General features: G+C 67.0%; 27 protein-coding genes. 13 read left to right on the top strand and 14 right to left on the bottom strand.

What is annotated here, in order from left to right; genetic code table 11:
* Nucleotides 1–11: 11 nt before the first annotated feature.
* Entirely contained in the window at nucleotides 12–2,090 is a 2,079-nt protein-coding gene (locus ACFIMZ_RS19375) for a carbon starvation CstA family protein (RefSeq protein ID WP_431823971.1), read from the bottom strand.
* A gap of 300 nt (nucleotides 2,091–2,390) precedes the next feature.
* Here ACFIMZ_RS19375 and ACFIMZ_RS19370 point away from each other — a divergent pair, with 300 nt between their 5' ends.
* From ACFIMZ_RS19370 to ACFIMZ_RS19360, 3 genes are all read left to right on the top strand, one after another.
* Entirely contained in the window at nucleotides 2,391–2,681 is a 291-nt protein-coding gene (locus ACFIMZ_RS19370) for a CPCC family cysteine-rich protein (protein ID WP_431823970.1), read from the top strand.
* 72 nt (nucleotides 2,682–2,753) lie between these two features.
* The gene (locus ACFIMZ_RS19365) at nucleotides 2,754–3,131 is read left to right on the top strand and encodes an SH3 domain-containing protein (RefSeq protein WP_431823969.1); all 378 of its coding nucleotides are present in this window, start codon (nucleotides 2,754–2,756) and stop codon (nucleotides 3,129–3,131) included.
* Between the two features lie 150 nt (nucleotides 3,132–3,281).
* Nucleotides 3,282–3,977 carry a hypothetical protein gene (locus tag ACFIMZ_RS19360; protein WP_431823968.1) on the top strand — a complete coding sequence of 232 codons (696 nt, stop codon included), beginning with the start codon at nucleotides 3,282–3,284 and terminating at the stop codon, nucleotides 3,975–3,977.
* A gap of 52 nt (nucleotides 3,978–4,029) precedes the next feature.
* Here ACFIMZ_RS19360 and ACFIMZ_RS19355 read toward each other — a convergent pair whose 3' ends face one another.
* Together ACFIMZ_RS19355 and ACFIMZ_RS19350 are read right to left on the bottom strand one after the other, a co-directional pair.
* A complete protein-coding gene (locus ACFIMZ_RS19355; RefSeq protein WP_431823967.1) occupies nucleotides 4,030–4,485 on the bottom strand; it encodes a hypothetical protein in 456 nt (151 codons plus the stop codon).
* Between the two features lie 120 nt (nucleotides 4,486–4,605).
* On the bottom strand, nucleotides 4,606–5,304 hold the full coding sequence (locus ACFIMZ_RS19350; RefSeq protein WP_431823966.1) for an alpha/beta fold hydrolase: 699 nt from the start codon (nucleotides 5,302–5,304) through the stop codon (nucleotides 4,606–4,608).
* Nucleotides 5,305–5,963: 659 nt separating this feature from the next.
* On the opposite strand from ACFIMZ_RS19350, the gene ACFIMZ_RS19345 reads away from it, so the two are divergent.
* Both ACFIMZ_RS19345 and ACFIMZ_RS19340 read left to right on the top strand, forming a co-directional pair.
* A complete protein-coding gene (locus ACFIMZ_RS19345) occupies nucleotides 5,964–6,239 on the top strand; it encodes a hypothetical protein (RefSeq protein ID WP_431823965.1) in 276 nt (91 codons plus the stop codon).
* A gap of 100 nt (nucleotides 6,240–6,339) precedes the next feature.
* Complete coding sequence (locus ACFIMZ_RS19340; protein ID WP_431823964.1) at nucleotides 6,340–6,720, top strand: hypothetical protein; 381 nt, start codon at nucleotides 6,340–6,342, stop codon at nucleotides 6,718–6,720.
* A gap of 64 nt (nucleotides 6,721–6,784) precedes the next feature.
* Here ACFIMZ_RS19340 and ACFIMZ_RS19335 read toward each other — a convergent pair whose 3' ends face one another.
* The 3 genes from ACFIMZ_RS19335 to ACFIMZ_RS19325 form a co-directional block, all read right to left on the bottom strand.
* Nucleotides 6,785–7,213 carry a PRC-barrel domain-containing protein gene (locus ACFIMZ_RS19335; RefSeq protein ID WP_431823963.1) on the bottom strand — a complete coding sequence of 143 codons (429 nt, stop codon included), beginning with the start codon at nucleotides 7,211–7,213 and terminating at the stop codon, nucleotides 6,785–6,787.
* 280 nt (nucleotides 7,214–7,493) lie between these two features.
* Nucleotides 7,494–8,624, bottom strand: a complete 1,131-nt coding sequence (locus ACFIMZ_RS19330) for a 3-deoxy-7-phosphoheptulonate synthase (protein ID WP_431823962.1) — start codon at nucleotides 8,622–8,624, stop codon at nucleotides 7,494–7,496.
* A 269-nt stretch (nucleotides 8,625–8,893) separates the two neighbouring features.
* Nucleotides 8,894–10,210, bottom strand: coding sequence for a lipase family protein (locus tag ACFIMZ_RS19325; protein ID WP_431823961.1), 1,317 nt, complete (start codon nucleotides 10,208–10,210; stop codon nucleotides 8,894–8,896).
* Nucleotides 10,211–10,628: 418 nt separating this feature from the next.
* Between ACFIMZ_RS19325 and ACFIMZ_RS19320 the strand changes: the two genes are divergently transcribed.
* The 3 genes from ACFIMZ_RS19320 to ACFIMZ_RS19310 are packed head-to-tail and all read left to right on the top strand — an operon-like array spanning nucleotide 10,629 to nucleotide 11,862.
* On the top strand, nucleotides 10,629–11,183 hold the full coding sequence (locus ACFIMZ_RS19320; RefSeq protein WP_431823960.1) for a hypothetical protein: 555 nt from the start codon (nucleotides 10,629–10,631) through the stop codon (nucleotides 11,181–11,183).
* A gap of 20 nt (nucleotides 11,184–11,203) precedes the next feature.
* On the top strand, nucleotides 11,204–11,626 hold the full coding sequence (locus ACFIMZ_RS19315; protein WP_431823959.1) for a hypothetical protein: 423 nt from the start codon (nucleotides 11,204–11,206) through the stop codon (nucleotides 11,624–11,626).
* Between the two features lie 47 nt (nucleotides 11,627–11,673).
* Nucleotides 11,674–11,862 (top strand): hypothetical protein, encoded by a 189-nt coding sequence (locus ACFIMZ_RS19310; RefSeq protein WP_431825461.1) that lies wholly within the window; start codon nucleotides 11,674–11,676, stop codon nucleotides 11,860–11,862.
* A gap of 89 nt (nucleotides 11,863–11,951) precedes the next feature.
* Here the strand turns inward: ACFIMZ_RS19310 and ACFIMZ_RS19305 are convergent, their stop codons facing one another.
* Nucleotides 11,952–12,659: a YceH family protein gene (locus ACFIMZ_RS19305; RefSeq protein ID WP_431823958.1), complete on the bottom strand. Its 708-nt coding sequence runs from the start codon at nucleotides 12,657–12,659 to the stop codon at nucleotides 11,952–11,954.
* Between the two features lie 278 nt (nucleotides 12,660–12,937).
* Here ACFIMZ_RS19305 and ACFIMZ_RS19300 point away from each other — a divergent pair, with 278 nt between their 5' ends.
* Both ACFIMZ_RS19300 and ACFIMZ_RS19295 read left to right on the top strand, forming a co-directional pair.
* Nucleotides 12,938–13,795: a class I SAM-dependent methyltransferase gene (locus ACFIMZ_RS19300; protein ID WP_431823957.1), complete on the top strand. Its 858-nt coding sequence runs from the start codon at nucleotides 12,938–12,940 to the stop codon at nucleotides 13,793–13,795.
* Between the two features lie 220 nt (nucleotides 13,796–14,015).
* A complete protein-coding gene (locus ACFIMZ_RS19295; RefSeq protein WP_431823956.1) occupies nucleotides 14,016–14,783 on the top strand; it encodes an SDR family oxidoreductase in 768 nt (255 codons plus the stop codon).
* 18 nt (nucleotides 14,784–14,801) lie between these two features.
* Here the strand turns inward: ACFIMZ_RS19295 and ACFIMZ_RS19290 are convergent, their stop codons facing one another.
* The 3 genes from ACFIMZ_RS19290 to ACFIMZ_RS19280 are packed head-to-tail and all read right to left on the bottom strand — an operon-like array spanning nucleotide 14,802 to nucleotide 17,220.
* Nucleotides 14,802–15,506 (bottom strand): MOSC domain-containing protein, encoded by a 705-nt coding sequence (locus tag ACFIMZ_RS19290; RefSeq protein ID WP_431823955.1) that lies wholly within the window; start codon nucleotides 15,504–15,506, stop codon nucleotides 14,802–14,804.
* Nucleotides 15,503–16,387 (bottom strand): dihydrodipicolinate synthase family protein, encoded by an 885-nt coding sequence (locus ACFIMZ_RS19285; protein ID WP_431823954.1) that lies wholly within the window; start codon nucleotides 16,385–16,387, stop codon nucleotides 15,503–15,505. Before ACFIMZ_RS19285 ends, ACFIMZ_RS19290 begins: the two co-directional genes overlap by 4 nt.
* A gap of 50 nt (nucleotides 16,388–16,437) precedes the next feature.
* The gene (locus ACFIMZ_RS19280) at nucleotides 16,438–17,220 is read right to left on the bottom strand and encodes an aldolase (RefSeq protein ID WP_431823953.1); all 783 of its coding nucleotides are present in this window, start codon (nucleotides 17,218–17,220) and stop codon (nucleotides 16,438–16,440) included.
* Nucleotides 17,221–17,364: 144 nt separating this feature from the next.
* Between ACFIMZ_RS19280 and ACFIMZ_RS19275 the strand changes: the two genes are divergently transcribed.
* Nucleotides 17,365–17,907, top strand: coding sequence for a helix-turn-helix domain-containing protein (locus tag ACFIMZ_RS19275; protein ID WP_431823952.1), 543 nt, complete (start codon nucleotides 17,365–17,367; stop codon nucleotides 17,905–17,907).
* Between the two features lie 32 nt (nucleotides 17,908–17,939).
* Nucleotides 17,940–18,677: a histidine utilization repressor gene (gene hutC / locus ACFIMZ_RS19270; protein WP_431823951.1), complete on the top strand. Its 738-nt coding sequence runs from the start codon at nucleotides 17,940–17,942 to the stop codon at nucleotides 18,675–18,677.
* Between the two features lie 9 nt (nucleotides 18,678–18,686).
* On the opposite strand, the gene ACFIMZ_RS19265 is transcribed toward hutC, so the two are convergent.
* Nucleotides 18,687–19,538, bottom strand: coding sequence for a phytanoyl-CoA dioxygenase family protein (locus ACFIMZ_RS19265; RefSeq protein WP_431823950.1), 852 nt, complete (start codon nucleotides 19,536–19,538; stop codon nucleotides 18,687–18,689).
* Nucleotides 19,539–19,577: 39 nt separating this feature from the next.
* Nucleotides 19,578–20,363: an ABC transporter substrate-binding protein gene (locus ACFIMZ_RS19260; RefSeq protein ID WP_431823949.1), complete on the bottom strand. Its 786-nt coding sequence runs from the start codon at nucleotides 20,361–20,363 to the stop codon at nucleotides 19,578–19,580.
* Between the two features lie 501 nt (nucleotides 20,364–20,864).
* Between ACFIMZ_RS19260 and ACFIMZ_RS19255 the strand changes: the two genes are divergently transcribed.
* The gene (locus tag ACFIMZ_RS19255; protein ID WP_431823948.1) at nucleotides 20,865–21,728 is read left to right on the top strand and encodes a LysR family transcriptional regulator; all 864 of its coding nucleotides are present in this window, start codon (nucleotides 20,865–20,867) and stop codon (nucleotides 21,726–21,728) included.
* A 30-nt stretch (nucleotides 21,729–21,758) separates the two neighbouring features.
* On the opposite strand, the gene ACFIMZ_RS19250 is transcribed toward ACFIMZ_RS19255, so the two are convergent.
* Both ACFIMZ_RS19250 and ACFIMZ_RS19245 read right to left on the bottom strand, forming a co-directional pair.
* Nucleotides 21,759–22,943 (bottom strand): amidohydrolase family protein, encoded by a 1,185-nt coding sequence (locus ACFIMZ_RS19250; RefSeq protein WP_431825447.1) that lies wholly within the window; start codon nucleotides 22,941–22,943, stop codon nucleotides 21,759–21,761.
* A 46-nt stretch (nucleotides 22,944–22,989) separates the two neighbouring features.
* On the bottom strand, nucleotides 22,990–24,189 hold the full coding sequence (locus tag ACFIMZ_RS19245; protein WP_431823947.1) for an amidohydrolase family protein: 1,200 nt from the start codon (nucleotides 24,187–24,189) through the stop codon (nucleotides 22,990–22,992).
* Nucleotides 24,190–24,522 lie beyond the last annotated feature (333 nt).

The following is a 24,522-nucleotide window of genomic DNA, read 5'->3' as shown; positions in this document are numbered from 1 at the left end:
GCGGCCTCCCCTTAGCGTCCGCTGCCGAGCGCCTGCGCGGCCGGCATCGCCTCGTACGGCGTCTCGCGCACGGTCGGCTTCGCTTCGCTGCGCGCGCGCCGGATCGCGAGCACGCCATACACCGCGATGCTCACCACGACGAGAATGAACAGCCCGGCGAGCGCGGCGTCGATGTAGTCGTTGACGATGATCCGCTTCATCTGCGCGATCGACTTCGCCGGCGCCAGCACCTTGCCTTCGTCCACCGCCGCCTGCAGCTTCGCGGCGTGCGCGAGGAAGCTCACCTTCGGGTTCGCGTCGAATACCTTCTGCCAGCCGGCCGTCAGCGTGCAGATCAGCAGCCATACGGTCGGCACGAGCGTGACCCACGCGAAGCGCTCGCGCTTCATCTTGAACAGCACGACGGTGCCGAGCACCAGCGCGATCGCCGCGAGCATCTGGTTCGAGATGCCGAACAGCGGCCACAGCGTGTTGATGCCACCGAGCGGATCGACCACGCCCTGATACAGGAAGTAGCCCCATGCCGCGACGCACAGTGCGGTCGCGATCAGGTTCGCCGGCAGCGATTCGGTGCGCTTGAGCGCCGGGTGGAACGTGCCGAGCAGGTCCTGCAGCATGAAGCGGCCCGCGCGCGTGCCCGCGTCGACGGCCGTCAGGATGAACAGCGCTTCGAACAGGATCGCGAAGTGATACCAGAACGCCATCATCGCCTCGCCGCCGATCACCTGGTGCAGGATGTGCGCCATGCCGACCGCCAGCGTCGGCGCGCCGCCCGCGCGCGCGATGATCGTCGTCTCGCCGACAGCCTTCGCGGTTTGCGTGAGCATGTCCGGCGTCAGCATGAAGCCCCATTGCGTGACGGTGTTCGCGACCGCTTCCGGCGTCGTGCCGAGCACGGCGGCCGGCGCGTTCATCGCGAAGTAGATGCCCGGCTCGATCACGCACGCGGCGACGAGCGCCATGATCGCGACGAACGATTCCATCAGCATCGCGCCGTAGCCGATGAAGCGCGCGTTGGTTTCGTTGTCGAGCAGCTTCGGCGTCGTGCCCGACGAGATCAGCGCGTGGAAGCCCGACACCGCGCCGCACGCGATCGTGATGAACAGGAACGGGAACAGGTTGCCCGACCACACAGGGCCCGTGCCATCGACGAACTTCGTCAGCGCGGGCATCTTCAGTTCCGGCGCGACGATCAGGATGCCGATCGCGAGACCGACGATCGTGCCGATCTTCAGGAACGTCGACAGGTAGTCGCGCGGCGCGAGCAGCAGCCACACCGGCAGCACCGACGCGACGAAGCCGTAGCCGATCAGGATCCACGTGAGCTGCGTGCCGCTGAACGTGAACCATGCGGCGAGCGTCGGCGACGCGCTGACGTTCTGCCCGAACGCGATCGCCGCCATCAGGCCGACGAAGCCGATGATCGACACTTCGCCGATGCGGCCCGGACGGATGTAACGCGTGTAGACGCCCATGAACAGCGCGATCGGAATCGTCGCGGCGACGGTGAACGTGCCCCACGGCGAGTTGGTCAGCGCCTTCACGACGATCAGCGCGAGCACCGCGAGGATGATCACCATGATCAGGAACGCGCCGAACAGCGCGATCACGCCCGGCACGGTGCCGAGCTCCATCTTGACGAGATCGCCGAGCGAGCGGCCGTCGCGGCGCGTCGAGATGAACAGCACGATGAAGTCCTGCACCGCGCCCGCGAACACGACGCCCGCCAGGATCCACAGCATGCCGGGCGTGTAGCCCATCTGCGCGGCGAGCACCGGCCCGACGAGCGGCCCGGCGCCGGCGATCGCGGCGAAGTGATGGCCGAACAGCACGTACTTGTTGGTCGGCACGTAGTCGAGGCCGTCGTTGTGCCGGACGGCCGGCGTCATCCGCAGCCCGTCGAGCTGCATGACCTTGCTGGCGATGAAGCGGCTGTAGAAGCGATACGCGATCAGATACACGCAGACTGCGGCGATCACGATCCAGAGTGCGCTGACCCGCTCGCCGTGCGCGAGCGCGATGGTGCCGAACGCGAACGCGCCCAATAGCGCGACCGCAATCCAGATCAGGGTGCTGGAAGCCCGATTCATGGTGTCTCCTGTGGTTTTTGATATCGCGCGGCGCTTGGGCCGCCGCGCGCTCGTGTGTCGGTATTGCACGTCATGCCGAGCTCGCAAAGGCCAGCATGATGGGCTCGTAGTATTCGCGTTCGGGGGACCGCTTACAAGCGGATAATTACGTATGCATGGCTACGTAGAATTACGTAGATCGACGGGAATGACGGCTGGTTCCTTGGCCACCGGAAATACAATCGGCCTGAAAATGCACGTCTGAAATCGCGCACCCGGATAGGCCTCGGGAAACGATAGCCGAATCACGGGAATAGCGCCATGCGCCGCCAAATCGAAACGAATCGTGAAATGCAATGCCCTTGCTGCGATTTCCTCACGCTTGATGAACAGGGTGAATGGGAAATCTGCGCGGTCTGTTTTTGCGAAGACGATGGCTATTGTTTCGAGGATCTCGATTTTCCGTCGGGCGCCAGCCACGGCCTGACGCTTCGTGAAGCGCGATTGAATTTCCGCCGCATCGGCGCGTGCTGCAGTGCTATGCTCGCCAGCGTGCTGCCGGCGGATCAGCGCAGCAGATACCGACATGAGCCAAGGACCATCGGCGACTGATTGAACGACGACCACGGAGCCGGGCAGGAAGCCGGCGCATCGTCGTGACCACATCATTAATAACGAACCACGATGACAAAGATTCCGAAAAGCGTGTGGGGAACCCTCTTCGCGCTTTGCGCGAGCATCGCTCCAATGTACGCCCATGCAAAAGGCCCGGTGGATTGCCGTCGACTCAACGAAGCGACCGGGGGCCCCGACGACAATTTCAGGCCGCCGGTTTCCGCGACGGTCATCGGATCAGGGCGCGCCTACTTCCATTCGGCTCCCGACGCTCAGTGCATGACCAAACGGACCTTCATCATTCCCGGCGACAGCGTGACCGTCTACAAGCCGTACAAGGGCTGGTATCAGATCATGTACGTGAACGGCAAGACGGGGGAGGATTTCGAAGGGTGGGTCGAGGAAGGTCGCCTGAGCTTGGGCGGTCACTTGGGCGGGAATCAGTAGTCGAGTGCGTTCGGCAGTTGCCGACCAGGACATCAACCGCTCGCGGCGGCAAGCAGTCCCGCGGAATAGAACCTAGAATTGAACGCAGCGCCGGCCGTCGCTGTGCACCCGGCCGGGCGCTTCCCCTTCCAATCGTCGGAAGCAGCCGCCATGAACCTTCACGATGCGCGCGTCATCCACCCCGCGCTGGGCGCACTTTGCGTGGCTTCGCTCGCGGCGCTGTCCGCGTGCGGCGGCGAAGCGTGCTTCGGCTTCAACGATGGATGTTTCAACGGAAACGGCACGCAGACCATCACCGTCTCCGGCACGGCCGCCACCGGCCCGGCGCTGGCCAGCGCGACGGTCGCAGCCCTCTGCGCGCAGGGTTCGGGCTCCGCCCTGTCGGACGGCGGCGGGAACTACAGCCTGACGTTCAACGCGACGCTCCCGTGCGTGCTCACCGTGACGTCCGGCGGCACGACCCTGCATTCGCTCGCGTTCGCCGGCGGCACCTTCAATACGACGCCCGAGACCGACCTGATGCTCGTCTACCTCGCATCGCAGCTCGGCACGACCACGGCCGGCCTGATCGCCAACCTGCCGAACAGCGCGCATGTCCAGCAGGTGCTGGAAAACCAGTCCGACGTGCAGGCCGCGCAGGTGGCGGTCGTCGCGAATCTCCAGCAGCGCTACGCCGTCAAGCTGACGACGCAAGCGTTCCTGACGACGCCGTTCGTGGTCAGTCAGCCCGGCGTCGACAGCGACCTCGTCGCGCTGGCGACGGCAGGGGCGATCGACGCCAACGGCATGCCCGACCCGGCCGCCGTGCAGCTGCTGGCGCAGGCTGGCGCCGCGCATCCGCTATGAGCGACGCCGCGCCGGCGGGGCAACGAAAGGCGTGAACCGAAACGGCTTCGCGTCAGGCCTGCGTCGAGACCAGACCACCCGCGGGGTTGCTCGACGACTTGCGCAGCTGTTCCACCATCTTGGCGACCGCGGATTGCAGCGCGGCGGACACTTCGCCCGCCTGCGCGACCAGCGCCTGCTGTTCGATCTGGGCCGCGGGGTCCTTCTTCGCCCGCTCGGCCGCCTTCGCAATCTGGGCTTCCAGCTCCGCGAGCTGCCGCTGCAGCTTCTCGATCAGCTCCTTCAGTTGCTTGACCGCCGGGTCTTCGGCCGTGCTGTTCGCGCCGCCCAGCGGCGCGGAACCGTCGGCCGACGCAGGCTGCGCGGCGTTCGCCTTCGCGCCTGCGCTCGGCGATGCGGTGGAGCCGGCCGCGGTGGCGGCGGTCGCTTGCTGATTGCCCGCTGCGCCGGCCGTCAGGTTTGCCGCGGCTTGTGCCGGCCCCGCGACCAGGGAGGAATCGATCTTCATGACGTGCTTCCGTGTGTTTAGTGAACGAACCGCGACAGCTGAACGTGAGGTTCCATACAGTCGTATTACGGCATTCGTCACACGAAACTTGAGGGAAGCGGCGCGTGGCCCGTCTGCGGCCTACCCTAGCGAATCGCCGATAGCCTGAGCGAGTCCCGCAGGATTCTCCCAGGCCATCGAATGGCCGGCATTCTCCACGATCGCGACATTCACGCCTTCCGCCGCAAGACGCCCGGTATCCGGATCGGGGAGCGAGCGCTCGCCGAATACGACGGTTCTCGGCATGGCCATCGAACCGAGCTGGTCCCGCCAACTGGGATCGCTGCCTTCAACGAGCGACGCCGCAACCCGATGCACCGCATAGGGGGCACTGGCCTGCAGCGAAGCTGCCCACACATCGCTACCGTCTCCCGACGAAGCGGATATCAGTTCTGCATGCCCCGTCTGCACATAGTCGGGCTCCGTCCGGGCAGCGATCTTGCTGCTGAAGAAGCCGCCGCCAGGCTCCAGATTGGGTTCGCCGAGCACGAGATGCCGCACACGAGGGCCGAGCAAACCCGCCGCGACGATGGCGACCGCACCGCCCATGCTGTGCCCGAACAGATTCAACTCCGGAAAGGACAGGTGGTCGGCAAGCGCCGCAATCGTTTTCGCATGGTCTTCGACGGTATAGGAGAAATCCGTCGGGCGATCGCTGAACCCGGACCCGAGCAAATCGACCAGCAACATCCGACGCCCTGACAACGCAGGGGCGGCAGCCACGCCCGGATAGTCACACGAGGACGCGCAACCCAGGCCGTGTATGAACAGTGTCGGCATCCCCCTCCCCGGGAGGTCGTGGTATCTGAGCCCCCATCGGCCCTTTCCAATGGCGAATGTCTTCATGCTCGATGTTCAACCTTTATTTGCCGATCCTGCGACGAGCAGTCGGCTGTTGTTGTTCAATGAAACTTCGAATGAATCAAACGGCGCCGCGACATTTTCCGCGTTCTTCGAAATGCGCGATGAGCTTTTTTCGTATCGGTGTCGCGCGCCGCGGCGGGTAAGGTGAGCTGATTCGGGAGCCGCCCTTTACAACCTTTTTACTTGCCACCGGATGGCGACTCACTAGAATGTTTGCGTAATCCCATCGAGAGCTGGTGACATGACCATCCGAAGTCCTCGCCCCCCAAGTCGCTTCCCCACCTGACAGGCAGGACGCCTGCTCTTTCCTGAGCCATCGTCTTGCCGAAAGGCGAGCGGTGCGCATCCGTCGTTACTCTCCCGAGCGTTCTTGCGCGTGCACGGTTGACCGGGCCGCGGCGATTCAGGCGGTCCATGCCAGACGCTTCACGTGCGCATGGCCACCGCGAACGCAGCGCCCGCATCGCGACGCAGCCCCTTGCCTTTCGTCCGCCCTCCGAGGCATCGCTCCGTTCGCGCATCGCGAACGGCATGATCCGCACGCGTGTCGTGCGCGGTTAAAGAAAGGATTACTGATGAACGAGCTTCACGGAATTTCGGCGCCGGCCGGCATGCCGCGGCTGAGCGCACATGAAATGGCGGCATTGATGCTGCTCGAACAGGCGCCGATCGAGATCGAGCGGGGAACGCTCGACATGACCATGCTCCGCGACGCGGGACTTGCGGAACTCATCGATCGGGACAACGGCGATCCCAAATTCTCCATCACGCGAAAAGGCAAGGACATGCTGCGGATGCTGACCGAGTGGATCACGCGGGAGCGTGCGGTTTCGCCTGCTAATCCGGCCTGACTGCGGCCTGACTTCGAGCGCGCGTCGAACGACGCCGACGATTCGATCCGCGGGCATGCCGGTATGCATGCCTCGCATTTGACGACCCTGGAGCTTTGACATGTTTGAACTCAACAAGCATTACACCCGCGAATTCATCCACACGGCCTGCGGCGGCAGCAAGCAAGCCTTTCTGCCCACGAAGAACGGCAAGGTCGTCGCCGCCTGCCTGCGCACGGACCTCAATCCGCATGCGCCGGACGTCATCATCTGCGACGGCAGCGCGTCCGCGCGAGCCGCCGGCAGGACGCTCGCCAACCAGGGCGGTGCGATTCCGGTGTTCATCAAGATGGAAACCGACGCGTTTCGCTTCGTCGGCCTGTTCGTCGTCAGCGAGTCGTTGACCATGCCGCTCGACTACCAGCAGTTCGTGCGCAACAGCGGATTCACGACCGGCCAGGTTTCGCGCGTGCTGAAGATGAAACGTCGCGACCACGCGTGAGCGAAAGCGGCGGACGGCCCGGTGCATTGCGCACCGGGCCGTCCGCGTCACCCGCGAATCGGGTTCAATGCTTCTCGTCGACCTGCTTCGGCTTCGGCGGCGACGGCACCTTCGCATACTGGAATGCCGGCGTCGCCTTCAGCGCTTCCTTCGTCGCGCCCGGCAGGTAGATGTTGCCTTCACGCACGTCGAGCGATGCGATCGGCACCGCGACGTCGTGCGCGGCGACGCCGAGGAAACCGCCTGCCGACACGATCGCCGCGGAGATCGAGCCGTCCGGCGCGACGATCAGGTCGCGAATCGTGCCGACCTTCTGGTTCTGGTCGTTGTACACATGCTTGCCGAGCACGCTCTTCTTCACGCTCCAGCCTTCGAGCAGCGCCTGCGATTGCTCGACGGTGACGCTGAGCGGCTGCGTGCCCGCGATCTGCGCGTGTGCGCCGATGCTCGATGCCAGGATCGCGACTGCGACGATAGTCTTGTGGAAAGCCATGCTGATGGACTCCGGTTGGTTTGTTGTTGGTGCCGGGAGCGAAGCGGCGCGAGCACTGCGATGATTCGGCGGGCGCCGCGCGCTTCGTCGGTGGAAACGGCGGCCGGCCGCGCCGCCGCTGCGTGTGCGCGACGCAGGCCCGATCGGCCGCATCGCGTGGCGCAACACTGTCGCCATGTTAGCGCCACTCTCGTGGCGCTGCATCGGACACCATGACGCAGCAACGCTGCGGCGACGCGCGCAGATCAGCGTCGATGCTCAACGCTCGCCCGCCCTCGCCTCACGCGTTGCGCGAATACACCCTTCGATGCCGCACCGCCTCGGCGAGCACGTCGAGCACCGGCTCGGTCTGCGTCCAGCTCAGGCAGGCATCGGTGATCGACACGCCGTACTTCAGCGGCACGCCCGGCTTCAGGTCCTGCCGCCCCGCCTCGAGATTGCTCTCGACCATCACGCCGACGATCCGGTGCTCCCCCTGCGCCAGCTGCCGCGCGAGATCCTGCGCGACGTCGATCTGCCGCTCGTGCGACTTGTTCGAATTCGCGTGCGAACAATCGACCATCACCTGCTCGCGCAACCCCGCCGCGCGCAGCACCGCGCAGCTCGCCTCGACGTGCGCGGCCTCGTAATTCGGGCCGTTCTTGCCGCCGCGCAGGATCACGTGCGCGTCGTCGTTGCCGCGCGTCTCGAAGATCGCGGCCATCCCCATCTTCGTCATCCCCATGAACGCGTGGCTCGCGCGCGCGGCGACGATCGCATCCGACGCGACCTGCACGCCGCCGTCCGTGCCGTTCTTGAACCCGATCGGGCAGCTCAGGCCCGACGCGAGCTGCCGGTGGCTCTGGCTCTCGGTCGTGCGCGCGCCGATCGCGCCCCACGCGATCAGGTCGGCGATGTACTGCGGGCTCAGCAGGTCGAGGAATTCGGTCGCGGCCGGCAGCCCGAGCGCGTTGACGTCGAGCAGCAGCTGCCGCGCGGCGCGCAGCCCCTCGTTGATGCGGAAGCTGCCGTCGAGCCGCGGATCGTTGATGTAGCCCTTCCAGCCGACCGTCGTGCGCGGCTTCTCGAAATAGACGCGCATCGTGATCAGCAGGTCGTCCTTCAGCGCGTCGGCGGCGATCTTCAGGCGGCGCGCGTAGTCGAGCGCCTGGTCGTGGTCGTGGATCGAGCACGGGCCGACGACGAGCAGCAGCCGGTCGTCGCGGCCGTGCAGGATGTCGCCGATCGCCTTGCGGGTGTCCTCGACGAGCGTCTGCGTGGCGGCCGGCACCGGCAGCTCGTCCTGCAGCAGCGCCGGGGAAATCAGCGGGCGGACGGCGCCGATCCGGACGTCGTCGATGCGCGTGGTGTCCTGCGTCGCGTCGGCGACGCCGACCTCGCGATCGTGTGAAGGATTGTCGAGGTTCTGCATGGAAATTCTCCGGGGGACGTCTTCTGGAATGGTCAGCAGACTCGATTATGGCACTCGGCCATGACAGCGGCGATCGCGGGCGGGGCGGCGGAGGGGTGCGGCGCAGAGACGCGGGCGGCGGCGGGCGGTGAGCGGGGCGCCATGCGCCGGACGCGGGACGAACAAGGCGATCCGCGGAGGATCGCCCGTCCCTGTCGAAAACAAGCGAAAACAAGACAGCGCGCGATGAACCATGCGCTGGCGGCCATTCACCGCATCGCGCGTCGCGCCTAGTGCAGCGTCTCCGGCGCCAGCGAGTTGCTCGGCAGGAGTGCCGTCAGCGCGCAATTGCTCGGTGCGGCTCTCCCCGCGAAGCGGTCGTAGAGCCACGGCAACATCCCGGCCACCCATGGCACGATGGCCCCGGCGTGTTCAAGCGGATACTCGGTGTACACGACCGGCACGCCGCTCGAGCAGAACTTCTGTGCAAGGGCACGCACATCGTAGGCCAGCATCACGCCGTCGCCCACCTGGCTGCTGAACGTGCCGTCCAGCACGCCTGCCGTTCCCTGGCCGATATACATCGGGATCGTCGGCGACGCGGCAAGCCCGGCATTCACCTTGTTCGCATACGTCACATACGCCGGAATGCTGTTGATGTCGTTCGCGTATTGCGGCTTGAACAGCGTTCCCCAATGCAGTCCCGTGTACTTCGGCAGAATATACGCGAGCGACTGGCTCTGAATATCGTTGAATGCGGCGACGCCGGTGTCGCTGAGATAGGGCGTCAGGTCGAAGTCATAGCCTCGCGACAGCCCGGCGAGCGCAGCCGCGGCGACGCCACCCCAGACGATGCCGCCGTCGACATAGCGCAGATTGTGGGCGGGGTCGACGAGTACGCCCCCTTCCGCCGCGCCGACGAGCTGCTTGTTGATCTCGGGCGCATAGCTCGGCGCCAGTTGCGCCGCCCAGTTCGTGGCGATCGCGCCGCCGGAATAGCCGATCATCGCGACCTTGCTGGACGGAACCAGCCCGGTCGACGGCGTATTGAGCGCCGCGCGGATCGAATCGAGGGTCGTCATGCCATATTCGGGGCCGGCGGCGAAGTCCGCCGTCTGGCCTTCCGTATCGGGCACGATGATGTTGTATCCCAGCAGCAGCAGCGTCGACAGCGGAATGGATTCCGCGCTGTAGAGCAGGGTCCCCACGTTGATGATCTTCGTGACATCCCGGTCCCCGGCGATCACTTGCGAGGGCTCGTCGTACGGGTTCAACGAATCGTAGGCCGACTGGTACGAGATGGCCCGGCCGTTGCTGACCGCGCTCCGGATGACCGAAGTCACGTTGACGACAGGCTGGTTGCGCGCGTTGTTGGTGCGATACAGCAATTGCTGGGCGGTCAGCGCGGTCGGAATGCCGGCCACGTGATAGGTGACGTTCCGCGTCTTGAGCACCGTGCCCGGTGGAATCGATGCCAATGGCGTGGCGCCGGTATAGGTGTAGAACGAATCGGACACGGTCGGCGCACCGGCGCTGGCCGACGGCGCGGCGATGGCCAGCAGGGTGGACATGGCGGCCACGCCGGTCATGAAACGTTTGGAGGACATCGGAGGTAGTCCTTATGTGAGATCGTTCTGAATATGCAATTTTAATAGGAGTACAAACGTGATTAATTGAAGCACAACAGGAGCGCGACCGAAGGCTTTTTCCATTGTTTGAAGGTAAACGTCTAAATCCCGTCACGTTGACTCCAACTGACAGGTCGGCAAAAACTCAATCGCCACCCAACGCCTTTTTCAAACGGTCCCACGTGTCTCGCGCCACGCATTTCGTGGCGATCGAGTATCGCAAGGCCATGCGAGCGACCTGACCGTTCGGCCGACTGTCCACGCGCGGCCGAAGTGCCGTACGATCACGGCTGTCCGGTGCCGACGCGCGCCGTCGTTCGACGCAGGGCGCACGGGTGCCGAACTGCCTGTCGCCTTCCTGCGATCGTTGATTCCCTGCCCCATCCGACATGCCACGATGACCGTATCCGAACTGCTCCGCGCCATCCGCCAGCCCTATGCCGACCTGCTCGCGAAAGCGGCCGCGCAATCGGCGGCTTACGTCGAACCGGCCTACCGGCAGGCCGACGGCACGCTGGCCACCGAAGGGCCGCTGGCGCTGCCGTGCCGGGCCGACACCATTCCGACCGAAGGCGAATCGGCCGGTCGGCCCGCGATGGTCGACTCGGTCACGCAACTGGATTTCGAGCCGTTCACGTTCGATCTCGACACAGCTGCCGTGTCGATCCCCCCGTTCGTGTGGGACTGGGCCACGATCGAAGCCGACGGCCTCGACGAACGCGCCGCGATCGACGCATTCAAGTCGTGGTTTTTCGCGTGGTTCGACGCCGACGACGAGAACGCGCCGGCCGAGGACGGCCTGCACGGCATCGTTCACTACCTGTCCGAACCGGCTCGCACCGAACAGGGATGGCGCGTCAACGCGGATCTCGGTTCGGCGCCCGGGACGGCCGTCGAGGATCTGCTGTTCCGGCTCGTCGATGCGGGCGCGACGCGGATTGCCCTCGGTTGAATCATCCTTCACGCGCCACCATGAAAAAAGCGCTCGCCGCACTGCTGCTCTGCATCGCGTTGCCCGCTTTCGCCGAAGTCAGCACGGAAGTGCTGTGCTTCAGGACGGACGGCGACAAACCCGTGCGCTTCGAATTGCGCACGTATTACGACGACGCGACCCAATGGTCGGGCGGCATGGTCCGCTACGCGAAATCGAAAACGGTCATTCCGCTGCTGCTCAAGCACGAGGACCACGAAACGCTCGTGGAAGGCCGCCCCCCTCAGTACACGACGATCTGGCTGGAAATGATCGACGGCAAGATCAACGGCGAATACGTAATGGCGAGCCAGGGCGGGGTAGTCCATTCGATGACCTACACGAGCGCGCGCACCGGCAAGCAAACCGAGTTCTCGTGGGCGTCGCACGTCGACGCGTCCGGGAAGGCGGGATGCCGCTGGTAATGCGGGTGTCGTTGTCGCCCGTGTCTCCTGTCGTCGAAAGGATCGCCATGAGACTCCCGGTTCGGATTGCGCCGCTGTTGCTCGCGCTGCACGCAGGCTTCGCGGATGCCGCGCCGCGCATCGTCTACCAGGGCACGCTGCAAGGCGCCGGCGCGGTCGTGATGGAACTCGACAGCCGGCCGGCGGCGGACGGCACGATCTCGGGCCGCAGCTCGATGTGCCGTTTGCGGCGCTGACGCCGATCCTGAAACCGGGCGGGACGCGCTATCTCCGGCCGGGCGTCAAGTTGCCGTAAAGCGTTGCCCGCGCGCTCCCGGGCACGGTGTCAGGAAGCGTCGCCCTGCGCGTCGACGTCGATCCCCAGTTCGGAGGCCATCCGCTCGACGAGCGCCTGCAGCCGTGCGACTTCGTCCGCGAGACGCTTTTGCTCGGCCTTCAGCGCCTCGAACTCGGACGGCGGAACGGAATCGGCCCCGCCTGCATCCTGCCCCGCGAAGTCGCTCACGCTCACCTCGCCGCACATCAGGTGCGTCCAGCGGTTCTCCCGCGCGCCGGCCGCACGCGGCAGCTTCACGACGAGCGGCGGCTCGCGCGTCGCCAGCTCTTCCAGGAACGCCTCGACCGACGAGATGTCCGCGAAGCCGTGCAGGCGCGCGGTGTTCAGGCGCAGCTCCGCGGCGGTCTGCGGGCCGCGCAGCAGCAGGATCGTCAGCAGCGCGATCGCCTGGCTCGGGACGCCGAGCACGCGATTCATGTTGTGCTCGAAACGCGGCACGCGGCTGCTGCTGCCCTCCATCACGATGCTCAGGTGCTTCAGCCCGTCGATCGCGGTCGTCACCTCGGCCTCGGTGACGTTCATCACCGGCGAGCGCGCGGTCTTCTGGTTGCAGCCCGCCGTCAGCGCGTTGAGCGACAGCGGGTACGTATCCGGCACCGTGTGCTGTTTCTCGACCAGCACGCCAAGAATGCGCGCTTCGAGCTGCGTCAGTTCGCGAAGGGGGCGGGGCGAAGGAGTATCCGGAGTGGTGTTCATGGGTGGCGTCGCGGCGTGCTGCGTGTGAAAGGGAAGCGGATCGCGGCCCGGCGGCGCGCCGGGCGGGCGAGCCATATGATAGCCGGTGCGCGCCACCGGGGCGTGCGGTTGCGTGTCGCGGCATTCGTCACATTCATCTCAATCGTTGCGATTTTTGCATCGATTGCGATCGCCGCCTGTCACCCTCACTCCGGCGTAACGGCCAGCTTGGAACCGCCACGCACGATGACTACACTCTGTGCGCGGCTCAAACTTTCGCCACCAGACAGGAGAACGTCATGCAAGACAAGCAGTCCGTCGCACCGGAAAGCACCGCATTGCGCGTCGCACTGTGGCGGGCCATGCACACGGAGGTCGATGCGCCGCCGTATGTGCTCGAAGACGATATCGGCCTGCAACTGATCGCGCCGGACGAAGACTGGCGCGACCGTCCCGACATGCACCCGCAGGGCACGCGCGGCTTTCGGGCGTCGGTCGTCGGACGCGCGCGCTTCATCGAGGATCTGGTGGCCGAGTACGCCGACCGCGGCATCGCGCAGTACGTGCTGCTCGGCGCGGGGCTGGACACCTTCGCGCAGCGCCGGCCGGGCCTCGCGTCGCGCCTGCAGGTGTTCGAAGTGGACCAGCCCGGCCCGCAGGCATGGAAGCGGCAGCGCCTGATCTCGCTCGGTTTCGGCGTGCCGGAATGGCTGCATCTCGTGCCGGTCGATTTCGAGGCCAGCGATTCGTGGTTCGAGAAACTGGCGGCGGCAGGATTCGCGGCCGACCAGCCGGCGGTCGTCGCGTCCACCGGCGTGACGATGTACCTGAGCCTCGACGCGATCAAGGCGACGCTGCGGCAGATCGCGTCGCTCGCGCGCGGCACGACGCTCGCGATGACGTTCCTGCTGCCGCCCGAGCTCGTCGAGCAGGAAGACCGCGCGATATATGAGGCGGTGCTGGACCGCGCGCGCGATGCCGGCACGCCGTTCGTGAGCCTCTTCAGTCCGGCCGGGATCCTCGCGCTCGCCAGCGAAGCCGGCTTCAGTGAAGCCCGTTGCGTGTTGCCGGCCGATCTCGCGCAACGCTATTTCACCGGACGGACCGACGGGTTCCGGCCGGTCGACGGCGAAGTGTTCCTCGTCGCGACCGTGTGAATCGCGCAACGGCATCCGCGTTTGCGCGACGCGGATGCCGGCGCTACCATACGGCTTCGTCAGGCGGGTCACGACGCATCGGGGCGGCCGCTTCCGGCGCCCCGCCACCGTGATCGATCGGCCATCGCGCCAGCGCAGCATGGCATGCCCTCCCGGCAGGCTCCATCCCCCTCGCCAGCCGCGCGCGCCCTCGTTCAACCCCCGTTCGCTTCTCATCGACATGACCCAGCCGTCCACTCCATTCCCGTCCGTTCGCGCCATCGTCACCGGCCACACGCGCGGCCTCGGCGCCGCGCTCGCCGCGCAACTGCTGGCGCGCGGCATCGCCGTGCTCGGCCTGTCGCGCAGCCGCCATCCGTCGCTCGGCGCGCAAGCCGGCGAGCGCTTCGCCGAAGTCGAACTCGACCTGTCGGACCCGGCACGCGTCGAAGCATGGCTCGCCGGCGACGCAATGAGCCGCTTCGTCGACGGCGCGTCCACCGTGCTGCTGTTCAACAACGCCGGCACCGTCGAGCCGATCGGCCCGCTCGACGCGCAGGACCCGGCGGCGGTCGCGCGCGCGGTCAGCCTGAACGTCGCGACGCCGCTGATGCTGTCGAGCGCGCTCGCGCAGGCCGGCGCCGACACCGTCGAGCGCCGCATCCTCCACGTGTCGAGCGGCGCGGCGCACAACGCGTACGCGGGCTGGAGCATCTACTGCGCGACCAAGGCCGCGCTCGACCATCACGCGCGCGCGGTCACGCTGGATGCGATGCGCGGGCTGCGCATCTGCAGCGTCGCGCCGGGCGTCGTCGATACCGGCATGCAGGCGACGATCCGCGCGACCAGCACCGATCGTTTCCCGCAGCGCGAGAAGTTCGACCAGCTGAAGGCGAGCGGGGCGCTCGCAACGCCGGACGCGACCGCGCGGCAGCTGATCGACTACGCGCTGAGCGATGCGTTCGGCACCACGCCGACGGCGGACGTGCGGAAGCTGGCGGCCGGATAAGCCGCGTGCCGCCGCCCGTCACCCTTCCAGCCGCTTCGTCCAGTCTTCGACCGTCCGTTCCGTCCGGCGCCGTTCGAGCATCTTGCGCCAGGCGGGCGGCAGCGTCCCGATGCCGCACAGCGCGTCGAGCGCCGCCATGTCGAGCGTGCGCCGGTACAACACGTCGAGCACCGTCGACAGCGGCCATTCCGGATGGGGGCGCGCGTGCAGCGCCAGCACCGCGCCCGGCTCCACCCACCCTTCCTCCAGCACGCGGTAATACCATCCGGTCCGTCCGCTTTGCTGCACGAGCGCGGCCATCCGCGGATGCTCGAAACGCACGTTGAGCTTCCAGCAGGGTTGTCGGGACTGCGATAGCTGAAGCACGGCGCCGCCCAACGTGAAGACGTCGCCGATGCAGACATCGCGCTCGGTCATACCCGACGTCGACAGGTTCTCGCCGAATGCCCCCGGTTGCGCGAGCACGCCGCGTGCGCCGATCTGCGCGGACCACCACGCATAATGGTCGAACGCGTAGTGATGGATCGCCTTGTCGGCGCCGCCATGATGCCGGCGATCCGCCTGCTCGTCGCCCGCAAAGCCAAGCGCGCCCAGCCACAGGCGCGTCGGGACCGGCCGCTTGGCGATCGCGCTCGCGTGGGGCGTGCCGGCCAGCGGCCGGCACGCCCCGACGAGCACGGCCCCGATGCCCGCCTCGATCGCCGGATGCGCGTCGCGGCTCACGCCGGCAGCGCGGCGAGCAGGCGCGCGAGTTCGCGCGTCCTGTCCTCACCGAGCGGCAGCAGCGGCTTTCTCGGTTCGCCGGCGTCGAAGCCGCGCAGGCGCAATCCGGCCTTGACGGTGACCGGCAGGCCGCCGCTGACGATGAATTGCAGCAGCGGCAACTGCGCGTGGAAGACCGCTCGCGCCCTCGTCAGGTCGCCCGCCCGAACGGCCTCATACAGCGCAAGCGGCAAGCGCGCGTTCAGGTTCGGCGCGGCCGTGCACCACCCGGCCGCGCCCGCGGCCAGTGCGGCGAGCGCCATCGGATTGCTGCCGTTGTAGAACGGAATCGCGCCGTCGCTCAATTGCGCGAGGCGGTGCATCCGCGTGATGTCGCCCGTGCTCTCCTTGACCATCGTGACGTTGTCGACGGTGCGGCAGATCGTGGCGATCAGCTCGGGCGACATGTCGACGCCGCTCGTCGCGGGATTGTTGTACAGCATGACCGGAATGCCGATCGCGTCGCCAATCGCGCGATAGTGGCCGACGATCTCGTCGTTGCCCAGCTTCCAGTACGACACCGGCAGCACCATCACCGCGTCGGCGCCGGCCTGCTCGGCAAAGCGGGCGCGGCGCACCGCGCCCGCGGTGGTCAGGTCGGAAATGCCGACGACCGTCGGCACGCGTTTGCGGACCGCACGAATCGACGCGTCGGCGACCGCCTCCCATTCGGCGTCGGACAGGTACGCACTCTCGCCCGTGCTGCCGAGCGGCGCGATGCCGTGAACGCCATCGGCGATCAGACGCTCGATCAGCGCTTCAAGCGCTTTCAGGTCGACGTCGCCGTCGGCGGAAAAAGGGGTAACCGGGTAGGCAATGATGCCTTGCAGCAGGATCGACACGATTTGCACTCCATAATTAAAAGTCAATGCGGAACGATTGCATCGATGGTTCAGGCAACGCAATCGGGATGCGTGCGAAGCGCGCGACGGGCGTAATAGTCGAACGTCACGGCATCGCGCTTCGGCTTCGAGATCCAGTCGTGTGCTTCCCGCGCCAGCGCCGGCGGAACCGGCCGGATCGTGCCGGCCGACATCGCGAGCAATTGCAGCTTCGCGGCCCGTTCGATCAGCAGCGCGAGCATGCAGGCCTCCTCGATCGTCGTGCCGACCACGAGCTGGCCGTGGTGCGACAGCAGAATCGACCGCTTGTCGCCGAGCGCCTTCGAAATGATTTCGCCTTCCTCGTTGCCGACGGGCACGCCGGGCCAGTCTTTCAGGAACGCGCAATCGTCGTAGAGCGGGCACGTATCCATATGCGATACGACGAGCGGCTGCTCGAGCATCGACAGCGCCGCGACATGCGTCGGATGCGTGTGGATGATGCAGTTCACGTCGGGGCGTGTCCGATAGATCCACGTATGGAACCGGTTGGCCGGGTTCGGAATGCCTTCGCCTTCGACGACGTCGAGATCCTCGTTGACCCGCAGCAGGTTCGCGGCCGATATCTCGTCGAAACCGAGCCCCAGCCGCTGCGTATGGTAGGTGCCGGCCTCATCCGCGCGGCACGTGATCTGCCCGGCCAGGCCGGAATCATGCCCCGCGTCGAACAGGATCCGGCACGTGAGCGCAAGTTTCTGCCGCACGGTCCAGCCGCTCTCGCCCACCTCGCTCTCGAGACGCCGCTCGGCAAGCGCAACGAGCGCCGCCTTCGGCAACTGCAGTGTTTCTGCCATATATAGCCTCCTCAATCGAAAGGACGTGCCCCGTCATGCGCATCCGTTTGCGCGTTTCGCATATGCGCCTGGAGACACGCAGTCGATTATATGACACATTGTGTCATGCGTTACAATCGGTTTTTCGAAAGAAACCCGTGCCCCATGACGATTCGCCTGAAGCTGTTGAGAAAGCAAAAGGGCTGGACGCTCGATGTGCTGGCCGACGAGACCGGCCTCACCAAGAGCTATCTGTCGAAGGTCGAGCGTGGCTTGAGCGTGCCGTCGATCGCCGTTGCGCTGAAGCTGTCGAAGGCGTTGAACGTCGATGTCGAGCAATTGTTTTCGGAGCGCCACAATCGCGAGCTGATCACCGTGACGCGCGCGGACGAGCGCGCCGCGCCGGGCAGCAGGTCCGCCGGGCATGCCCAGCCGTTCGAGAGCATCGCGGCCGGCGTCGCGCCGAAGAAGATGCTGCCGTTCATCGTCCGTCCGCCGCACGATTTCGTCGCGTCGACGTTCCGCGAGCATGACGGCGAGGAATTCCTGTTCGTGCACAAGGGGCGCGTCGAGATCGAGTTCCCGAACGAGACGGTGCAGCTCAAGGTGGGCGACTCGGTCTACTTCAATGCGCTGATTCCGCACCGCACGCGAAGCCTCGGCGCAACGCAGGCGGAGATTCTGGTCATCGTGAGTCACGAAGACTAGAATCGTCGCTTCTCCCCGCCCAAGGATTCCCGATGGTCAAGAAGACCACCGCGCCGTTCCAGCAGATCAAGACGCTCGTGCGCCGGAACATCGAATCCGGCGACTGGCGTCCCGGGGACCGCATCCCGTCCGAGCTCGATCTCGCCGCGCAATTCGGCGTCGCGCGCATGACGGTGAACCGCGCGCTGCGCGAGCTGACCGAGGAAGGCGCGCTGAAGCGCGTGGCGGGCGTCGGCACCTTCGTCGCCGAGAACAAGCCGCAATCGAACCTGCTGATGATCGCGCACATCCGCGACGAGATCCGCGCGCGCGGCCACGAATACCGCTGCCGCGTGCTCGGCCGCGCAAGCGAACCGGCATCGTTCGACGTCGCGGCCGCGTTCGGCCTGCCGGTCAACACGCCGGTGTTTCATGTCGTCTGCGTGCACGAGGAGAACGGGCGGCCGATCCAGCTCGAGGATCGCTACGTGAATCCCGCGGCCGCGCCGGGCTTCATCGACCAGGATTTCCAGAGCGAACCGCCGTCCGAGTATCTGTACAACAACGTGTCGCATGACGAACTGGAGATCGAGCACGTCGTCGATGCGTCGCTGCCGACGCACGAGCAGGCGCAGCTGCTCGACATGCGCGCCGGCGAGCCGTGCCTGACGCTCACGCGCCGCACCTGGACCAACGGCCTGCCCGTCACCTTCGTGCACTTCCTGCATCCGGGCAATCGCTACCGGCTCGGCTCGCGCTTCAAGCCGGGCGCGGGGCACAAGCAGACCTGAGCGGCACGCTCAGATCGCCGCCGCCTGCCCGGCCTCCTTCGACCACACGACCGGAAACAGTGGATGCGCGAGCGGCGCGCCGTCCGCCAGCTCGTCCGCGAGACCCGGGAAATCCGGCGACGTCTTCCAGCGCCGCGGCGCATGGCGGACGTCGTCGCCGACGAAGCGGATCGAGAACGCGCGCCGGCGGTTCCGCGCGCCGCCCGACGCATGCAGCGTCAGCATCCGGAAGCACACCATGTCGCCGGGCTCGAGCGCCCAGTGGCGGATCGGAAACGCGGCGCGGTCCGCTTCGATGTCCGGCAGGTCGGCGAGGCTGCCTTCCGGAAACCACTTCGCTTCCCGGTCCATGAACGTGCGCGGCATCAGCCACGGGCCGCGGTGCGAGCCGGCGATGAATTCGAGCGTCGATTCGAGCGGCACCGGATCGACCGGAATCCACATGCTGACGTTGTCGTCGCCTTCGATGTTGTAGTACGGCTGATCCTGGTGCCACGGCGTGCGCTGCCGCGTGCCGGGCTCCTTGACGAGCAGGTGGTCGTGATGCAGCCGCACGGTGTCGACGCCCATCAGCGCCGCCGCGACGGACGGCGCGGGCGAGCGCACGATGAACTCGCGGTACGCGGCGTTGTGCTGCCAGTTGCAGAAATCCTCGAAGAACCAGCCGGGATCGTCGGGCCGGCTCGCGACCTTCGCACGCGGGCTCGGGTGCGCGAGGTTGTCGTCGATGCCGGACTTCAGCGCCGCGATCTCGTCCGGCGAGAAGATGCCCTTGATGCATACCGCGCCTTCCGCGTGGAACGCGTCGATCAGTTCGGGCGTGACGGCCTTCGCGACGCGGTCTCGGATACTCATGGTCATGGCTTGCCTGTCGGTGGGTTGAATCATGGGTTCACGTCATCACGGCTTCGCGCCGTAGATGTCGAAATCGAAATACTTCGCGGCGATCTTCTGGTACGTGCCGTTCGCGCGAATCGCGGCGATCGCCGTGTTCAGGCGGTTCTTCATGTCGGCGTCGCCCTTGCGCAGCCCCATCGCGACGCCATAGCCGGTGATGCGCGCGTCCGTCACGTCGGGGCCCGCGAACGCGAAGCCCTTGCCGCGCGGCGTCTTGAGGAACGAATAGCCGGCCTGCGTCTTGTCCTGGAAGGTCGCGTCGAGGCGGCCGTTGACGAGATCCTGGTACACCTGGTCCTGGTTCTGGTACGACACGATCGTCACGCCCTTCGGCGCCCATTCGGCCTTCGCGTAGGCCTCCTGCGTCGTGCCCTGGTCGATGCCGATACGCTTGCCCGCGAGCGACGCCGCGTTCGGCAGCAGCGTCGCGCCGGCGGGCGCGACGAGTGCGGCCGGCGACGCGTACAGCTTGTTCGAGAAGTCGATCTGCTTGAGCCGCTCGTCGGTTGCCGTCATCGCGGACATGATCACGTCGAACTTCCGCGCGCGCAGCGCCGGAATCATCCCGTCAAAGCCCTGCTCGACCCACACGCATTTCGCGCGCAGTTGTTCGCAGATCGCATTGCGCAGGTCGATGTCGAAGCCCGCGAGCGAGCCGTCCGGCTGCTTCGCCTCGAACGGCGGGTACGTGGGATCGATGCCCCAGCGGATCGTCGTCGCGTCCTGGGCGGACGAGACGAGCGGCGCGAACGCCAGCGCGGTGACGAGAAGCTTTGCAGTCCGGTTCATGGCATGTCCTTCGGGGTCTCGACGCGGCGGGCGGCCGCCCTGGCGTCCGGTGGGGAGCGCCGCGCCGGATGGCCCGCGCGGCACGCGAACAGCTTGTTTTCCGATGAAGCCGTGATGCAGTCTAGACCGCTCAATTTTTGAGCGCAAGTGGTCAGGGGAAGGGTTAATCCGGCTGGGGGAATTCGTGTGGGTGAGCGGTGCTGGAATAACGAAAGGCCATCCACTTGCATGGAATTTTCCGGAAAATCCGGCAAATATTCGGTGACTACCTCTCGCGACGCGTACACGCCACAGCGCGCATTTCGCCCGATATTCATTGCGGCCGGATGTCTGCACAAGTCGTGTCGGCAGCGGCCCGAATCGTCGCCCAGCCGGATTTTTGCTTCACAGCCTAGACAGCACTCGCCCCGGTGAAACAGCGATTGTCCGCCGCGTCAGCGCATGCTAAAAATCGCGGCATGTATTGGGAAATGAAATGTTCGAACCCACCGAAGTGCAGAAATGAATAGACCGCTGTTCGACCTGGACCTGCTGCGCGCGCTCGTGATGGTCGCCGATTGCGGCAGCTTCACGACCGCGTCCGCGCGGCTGCACTCGACCCAGTCGACCGTCAGCCAGAAAGTGCGGCGTCTGGAGGACATCGCCGGGCACCGGCTGCTCGATCGCGGCGCGCGCGACGTGCGCCCGACCGACGCCGGCGTGACCGTGCTCAGCTATGCGCGCCGGATGCTCGCGCTCAACGACGAGATGCTCGAGGCGCTGTCGGGCGCGACCGTCGCGGTGACGATCCGGCTCGGCGTTCCCGACGATTTCGCGGCGGGCAACACGACGCACGCGCTCGCGGCATTCAAGCGCCGGCATCCGCAGGTCAAGCTCGAAGTCACCTGCGGGCTGAGCCGCGACGTCAGCGCCGCATACGACCGCGGCGACCTCGATCTCGTGCTGATCAAGCAGCGGCGCGACAGCCGCGAAGCGGTCGTGCGCTGGCCGGAGAAACTGAAGTGGATCGACAGCGCGAAGCATCCGTCGATCGATCTCGACCCGGTGCCGATCGTCGCGTTTCCGCCGCGCGGGCTGTACCGGGACGACATGATCAAGGCGATCGAGGAACGCGGGCGCCGCTGGCGGATCAGCTTCACGACGTCGAGCCTGAGCGGCATCCAGGCCGCCGTCGCCGACGGGCTCGGCATCAGCGTGCTGCCCGCGCGCGCGGTCACGGCGGAGCACGTCGTGCTGAGCGCGAAGCAGGGCTTCGCGCCGATCGAGAACATGGACATCGCGATCCTGCACCGGCCCACCGCCGACCCGATGGTCAGGGAGCTGACGAAGACGCTCGCCGCGATGCTGGAGCGCGAGCGGCGCTGAGGCCGCGGCCCGCCGGCGGTGCTTGTATCTTTAGACCAGCATGCCGTCGCGCGCGACGATCTTCCCCGACGACACCACCAGCCGGCGCACGGGCCGCGCGACGACCGCCTCGGCGGGCGTCAGCGCATCGACGAGCACGAGGTCCGCGCGGCCGCCGGCCTGCAGCCCGTAATCCGCGAAGCCGCAGCCGCGCGCGCCGCCGTCGGTCACGCAATCGAGCGCGGTCTCGAGCGCGTCGTCGCGCCGGTAATCGTTGCGCATGGCGATCAGCATCGCGCGCTCGAGCATGTCGGGCGATCCGTACGGCGACCACGTATCGCGTATCCCGTCGTTGCCGCCGATGACGGTCACGCCGGCCGCGCGACACGCGGCCAGCGGCGGCACCGCGACCGACGCCGGCGCGGTCGTGACCAGCGCGACGCCGAGCGCGGCCATCCGCGCGAGCAGCGCGTCGCGCGCGCGTTCGTCGATCTCGCCGAGGCAGAACCCGTGGCTGATCGTCACCTTCCCCTGCATCCCGAGCGCGGCGGTGCGCTGCAGGATCAGGTCGAGCGAGAACGCGCCCATCGTCGACGGCTCGTGCAGATGCATGTCGAGCCCGCGCCCGAAGCGCTCGGCGATCCCGAACAGCACGTCGACGGCCTCGGCCGGGTCGCCTTCGATCGCGCACGGGTCGAGCCCGCCGAGCAGGTCGGCGCCCGCGCGCAGCGCGTCGGCGAGCAACGCGTCGGTGCCGGGGCGCTTCAGCACGCCCGATTGCGGAAACGCGACGATCTGGATGTCCATCTGCCCGCGCAGCGTGTCGCGCGTCGCGAGCACGCCGTGCAGATGGCGCAGCCCGGCGTCGGTATCGATGTCGACGTGCGTGCGCAGCCGCGTCGTGCCGGCGGCGAGAAACGCGCGCGCGAGCGCCAGCGACTGCGCGCCGGCGTCGTGGCCGCTCGTCGCGCGCCAGCGCCGCTCGTTCTCGATGCGGTCGACGAGGCGCGGGCCGACTGCGTTGCGGTACCACGGCATGCCCCAGTGCGTCTTGTCGAGGTGGGTGTGGCCTTCGACGAGGCCGGGCAATGCGAGCGCGCCCGCGCCGTCCTCGACCACGCAGCCGTCCGGCGCGTCGAGCGATGGCCCGAGCCGCGCGATGCGGTCGCCGTCGATCAGGAGGTCGAGCGCGTCGCCGGCGCGCGTGCGGAGATTGCGGATCAGCAGGCTGGTCATCAACATACCCATTCGTCTGAACGATTCAAAGCGATGCGCGACCGTCTCATCGCGCGAACTGCAGCGCCGGCGTGAGCGGCGCACCCGCGTCGCTTTCGCCGCGCCGCACGACCCAGCGCTCCGCCGGCACGCCCGCGACGGCCGCCGCCGCATTCGGCGCACGGACCGCGACGAAGGTCGCGTCGCAGCCGACCGCGAGCCCGTAGGCCGGCGCGCCGATCACGCGCGCGCCCGCATGCGTCGCCATGTCGAGCGCGATGCCGAGCTCGTCGTCGGTGTAGAAGCCCGAGCGATAGCCGACCAGCATCGCACGCTGCAGCATGTCGCCGTTGCCGTACGGCCACCAGGCGTCGCGGATGTTGTCGTTGCCCGCGAATACGTTCACGCCCGCCTCGCGCAGTAGCCGCACCGGCGGAAACGCGCAGTCGCCCGGCGCGTTCGTCAGGATCGCGACGCCCGCGTCGGCCAGCGCCGCGGCCGTGCGCGCGACGTCGTCGGCCGGCGCCTGGCCGAGCGCATACGCGTGGCTCACCGCGACGCGTCCGCCGAGTCCCGCCGCGCGCGTGCGGGCCGCGATCCGCAGCAGTTGCGCGATGCCGGTCTGCGCCGGCTCGTGCAGGTGGATGTCGAGCTTCGCGCCGCGCTTCTCCGCAATGCCGAACAGGATGTCGAGCTGCCCGTCCGCGTCGCCGTCGAGCGTCGTCGGGTCGATGCCGCCGACCACGTCCGCGCCCTCGCGCACGGCCGCGTCGAGGATGTCGGCGGTGCCGGGGCACGACACGACGCCCGCCTGCGGGAACGCGACCAGCTCGATGTCGACGATGCCCCGCCATTGCTCGCGCGCGGCCATCACCGCGTGCAGGTTCGCGAGCCCGGTGGTTGCATCGACGTCGACGTGGCTGCGCATCGCGACGGTGCCGAACGCCGCCGCCTGCGCGATCAGCGCATTCGCGCGCTCGATGATCGGCGGCGCGGCCGCGAGCAGCCACTTTTCCGCGGCGAGGCGCTCGCGCAGCGTCGCGGCGGATTCGTGCGGCACCCAGCGCGTGCCGACGAAGCTCTTGTCGAGATGGATGTGGCCGTCGACGAAACCGGGCAGCACGAGCCGTCCGCCGAGATCGACGGTGTCTGCGCCGGGCGGCGGCGCGCAATCAGGGCCGATCGCGACGAAACGGCCGTCGCGGACGACGAGGTTCACGGGCTGGCCGTCCGGGGCGACGGCGTTGATGAAGATGCGGTCAGTCATGGGCCGGTGGCGGTGAGGCGATCGCGCAGCCGCGCCGAAGCGGACAGGGGTGGAACCGCAGCGGGCGCCGCGCGACCGTGAGTGGGGAATCCGGTCACGATATCGGACGCCCGTGCGCGGCGCCAATTAAATGTCGCGATGCCGCGCATTCGATTTTGCGATGCGAGGCGGTCAGGCGAGCCGGACATACAGACCCCGGGATTTACGCGGCAACAGACTTTACACGTTGTTACCCGTCCGCTCCGGACGCGCCTGCGGCCATTCCTTATACTCACGCCGAGTTCGCCCCCCGTCCCTTGATCCCCTCGGCGAACACGTTGCCGATGCAGGAAA

The organism is Burkholderia sp. F1, from assembly GCF_050813845.1.
In the GTDB taxonomy this organism is placed as follows: domain Bacteria; phylum Pseudomonadota; class Gammaproteobacteria; order Burkholderiales; family Burkholderiaceae; genus Burkholderia; species Burkholderia ubonensis.
Note: the sequence above shows the minus strand (reverse complement) of the source record. Positions and strands in the feature narration are given on the sequence as shown.

What these genes read in the sequence shown, in the direction of transcription:
- ACFIMZ_RS19375 (WP_431823971.1), bottom strand. Translation starts at nt 2,090, where the DNA reads ATGAATCGGGCTTCCAGCACCCTGATCTGGATTGCGGTCGCGCTATTG.
- ACFIMZ_RS19370 (WP_431823970.1), top strand. Translation starts at nt 2,391, where the DNA reads ATGCGCCGCCAAATCGAAACGAATCGTGAAATGCAATGCCCTTGCTGC.
- ACFIMZ_RS19365 (WP_431823969.1), top strand. Translation starts at nt 2,754, where the DNA reads ATGACAAAGATTCCGAAAAGCGTGTGGGGAACCCTCTTCGCGCTTTGC.
- ACFIMZ_RS19360 (WP_431823968.1), top strand. Translation starts at nt 3,282, where the DNA reads ATGAACCTTCACGATGCGCGCGTCATCCACCCCGCGCTGGGCGCACTT.
- ACFIMZ_RS19355 (WP_431823967.1), bottom strand. Translation starts at nt 4,485, where the DNA reads ATGAAGATCGATTCCTCCCTGGTCGCGGGGCCGGCACAAGCCGCGGCA.
- ACFIMZ_RS19350 (WP_431823966.1), bottom strand. Translation starts at nt 5,304, where the DNA reads ATGCCGACACTGTTCATACACGGCCTGGGTTGCGCGTCCTCGTGTGAC.
- ACFIMZ_RS19345 (WP_431823965.1), top strand. Translation starts at nt 5,964, where the DNA reads ATGAACGAGCTTCACGGAATTTCGGCGCCGGCCGGCATGCCGCGGCTG.
- ACFIMZ_RS19340 (WP_431823964.1), top strand. Translation starts at nt 6,340, where the DNA reads ATGTTTGAACTCAACAAGCATTACACCCGCGAATTCATCCACACGGCC.
- ACFIMZ_RS19335 (WP_431823963.1), bottom strand. Translation starts at nt 7,213, where the DNA reads ATGGCTTTCCACAAGACTATCGTCGCAGTCGCGATCCTGGCATCGAGC.
- ACFIMZ_RS19330 (WP_431823962.1), bottom strand. Translation starts at nt 8,624, where the DNA reads ATGCAGAACCTCGACAATCCTTCACACGATCGCGAGGTCGGCGTCGCC.
- ACFIMZ_RS19325 (WP_431823961.1), bottom strand. Translation starts at nt 10,210, where the DNA reads ATGTCCTCCAAACGTTTCATGACCGGCGTGGCCGCCATGTCCACCCTG.
- ACFIMZ_RS19320 (WP_431823960.1), top strand. Translation starts at nt 10,629, where the DNA reads ATGACCGTATCCGAACTGCTCCGCGCCATCCGCCAGCCCTATGCCGAC.
- ACFIMZ_RS19315 (WP_431823959.1), top strand. Translation starts at nt 11,204, where the DNA reads ATGAAAAAAGCGCTCGCCGCACTGCTGCTCTGCATCGCGTTGCCCGCT.
- ACFIMZ_RS19310 (WP_431825461.1), top strand. Translation starts at nt 11,674, where the DNA reads ATGAGACTCCCGGTTCGGATTGCGCCGCTGTTGCTCGCGCTGCACGCA.
- ACFIMZ_RS19305 (WP_431823958.1), bottom strand. Translation starts at nt 12,659, where the DNA reads ATGAACACCACTCCGGATACTCCTTCGCCCCGCCCCCTTCGCGAACTG.
- ACFIMZ_RS19300 (WP_431823957.1), top strand. Translation starts at nt 12,938, where the DNA reads ATGCAAGACAAGCAGTCCGTCGCACCGGAAAGCACCGCATTGCGCGTC.
- ACFIMZ_RS19295 (WP_431823956.1), top strand. Translation starts at nt 14,016, where the DNA reads ATGACCCAGCCGTCCACTCCATTCCCGTCCGTTCGCGCCATCGTCACC.
- ACFIMZ_RS19280 (WP_431823953.1), bottom strand. Translation starts at nt 17,220, where the DNA reads ATGGCAGAAACACTGCAGTTGCCGAAGGCGGCGCTCGTTGCGCTTGCC.
- ACFIMZ_RS19275 (WP_431823952.1), top strand. Translation starts at nt 17,365, where the DNA reads ATGACGATTCGCCTGAAGCTGTTGAGAAAGCAAAAGGGCTGGACGCTC.
- hutC (WP_431823951.1), top strand. Translation starts at nt 17,940, where the DNA reads ATGGTCAAGAAGACCACCGCGCCGTTCCAGCAGATCAAGACGCTCGTG.
- ACFIMZ_RS19265 (WP_431823950.1), bottom strand. Translation starts at nt 19,538, where the DNA reads ATGACCATGAGTATCCGAGACCGCGTCGCGAAGGCCGTCACGCCCGAA.
- ACFIMZ_RS19260 (WP_431823949.1), bottom strand. Translation starts at nt 20,363, where the DNA reads ATGAACCGGACTGCAAAGCTTCTCGTCACCGCGCTGGCGTTCGCGCCG.
- ACFIMZ_RS19255 (WP_431823948.1), top strand. Translation starts at nt 20,865, where the DNA reads ATGAATAGACCGCTGTTCGACCTGGACCTGCTGCGCGCGCTCGTGATG.
- ACFIMZ_RS19250 (WP_431825447.1), bottom strand. Translation starts at nt 22,943, where the DNA reads ATGACCAGCCTGCTGATCCGCAATCTCCGCACGCGCGCCGGCGACGCG.
- ACFIMZ_RS19245 (WP_431823947.1), bottom strand. Translation starts at nt 24,189, where the DNA reads ATGACTGACCGCATCTTCATCAACGCCGTCGCCCCGGACGGCCAGCCC.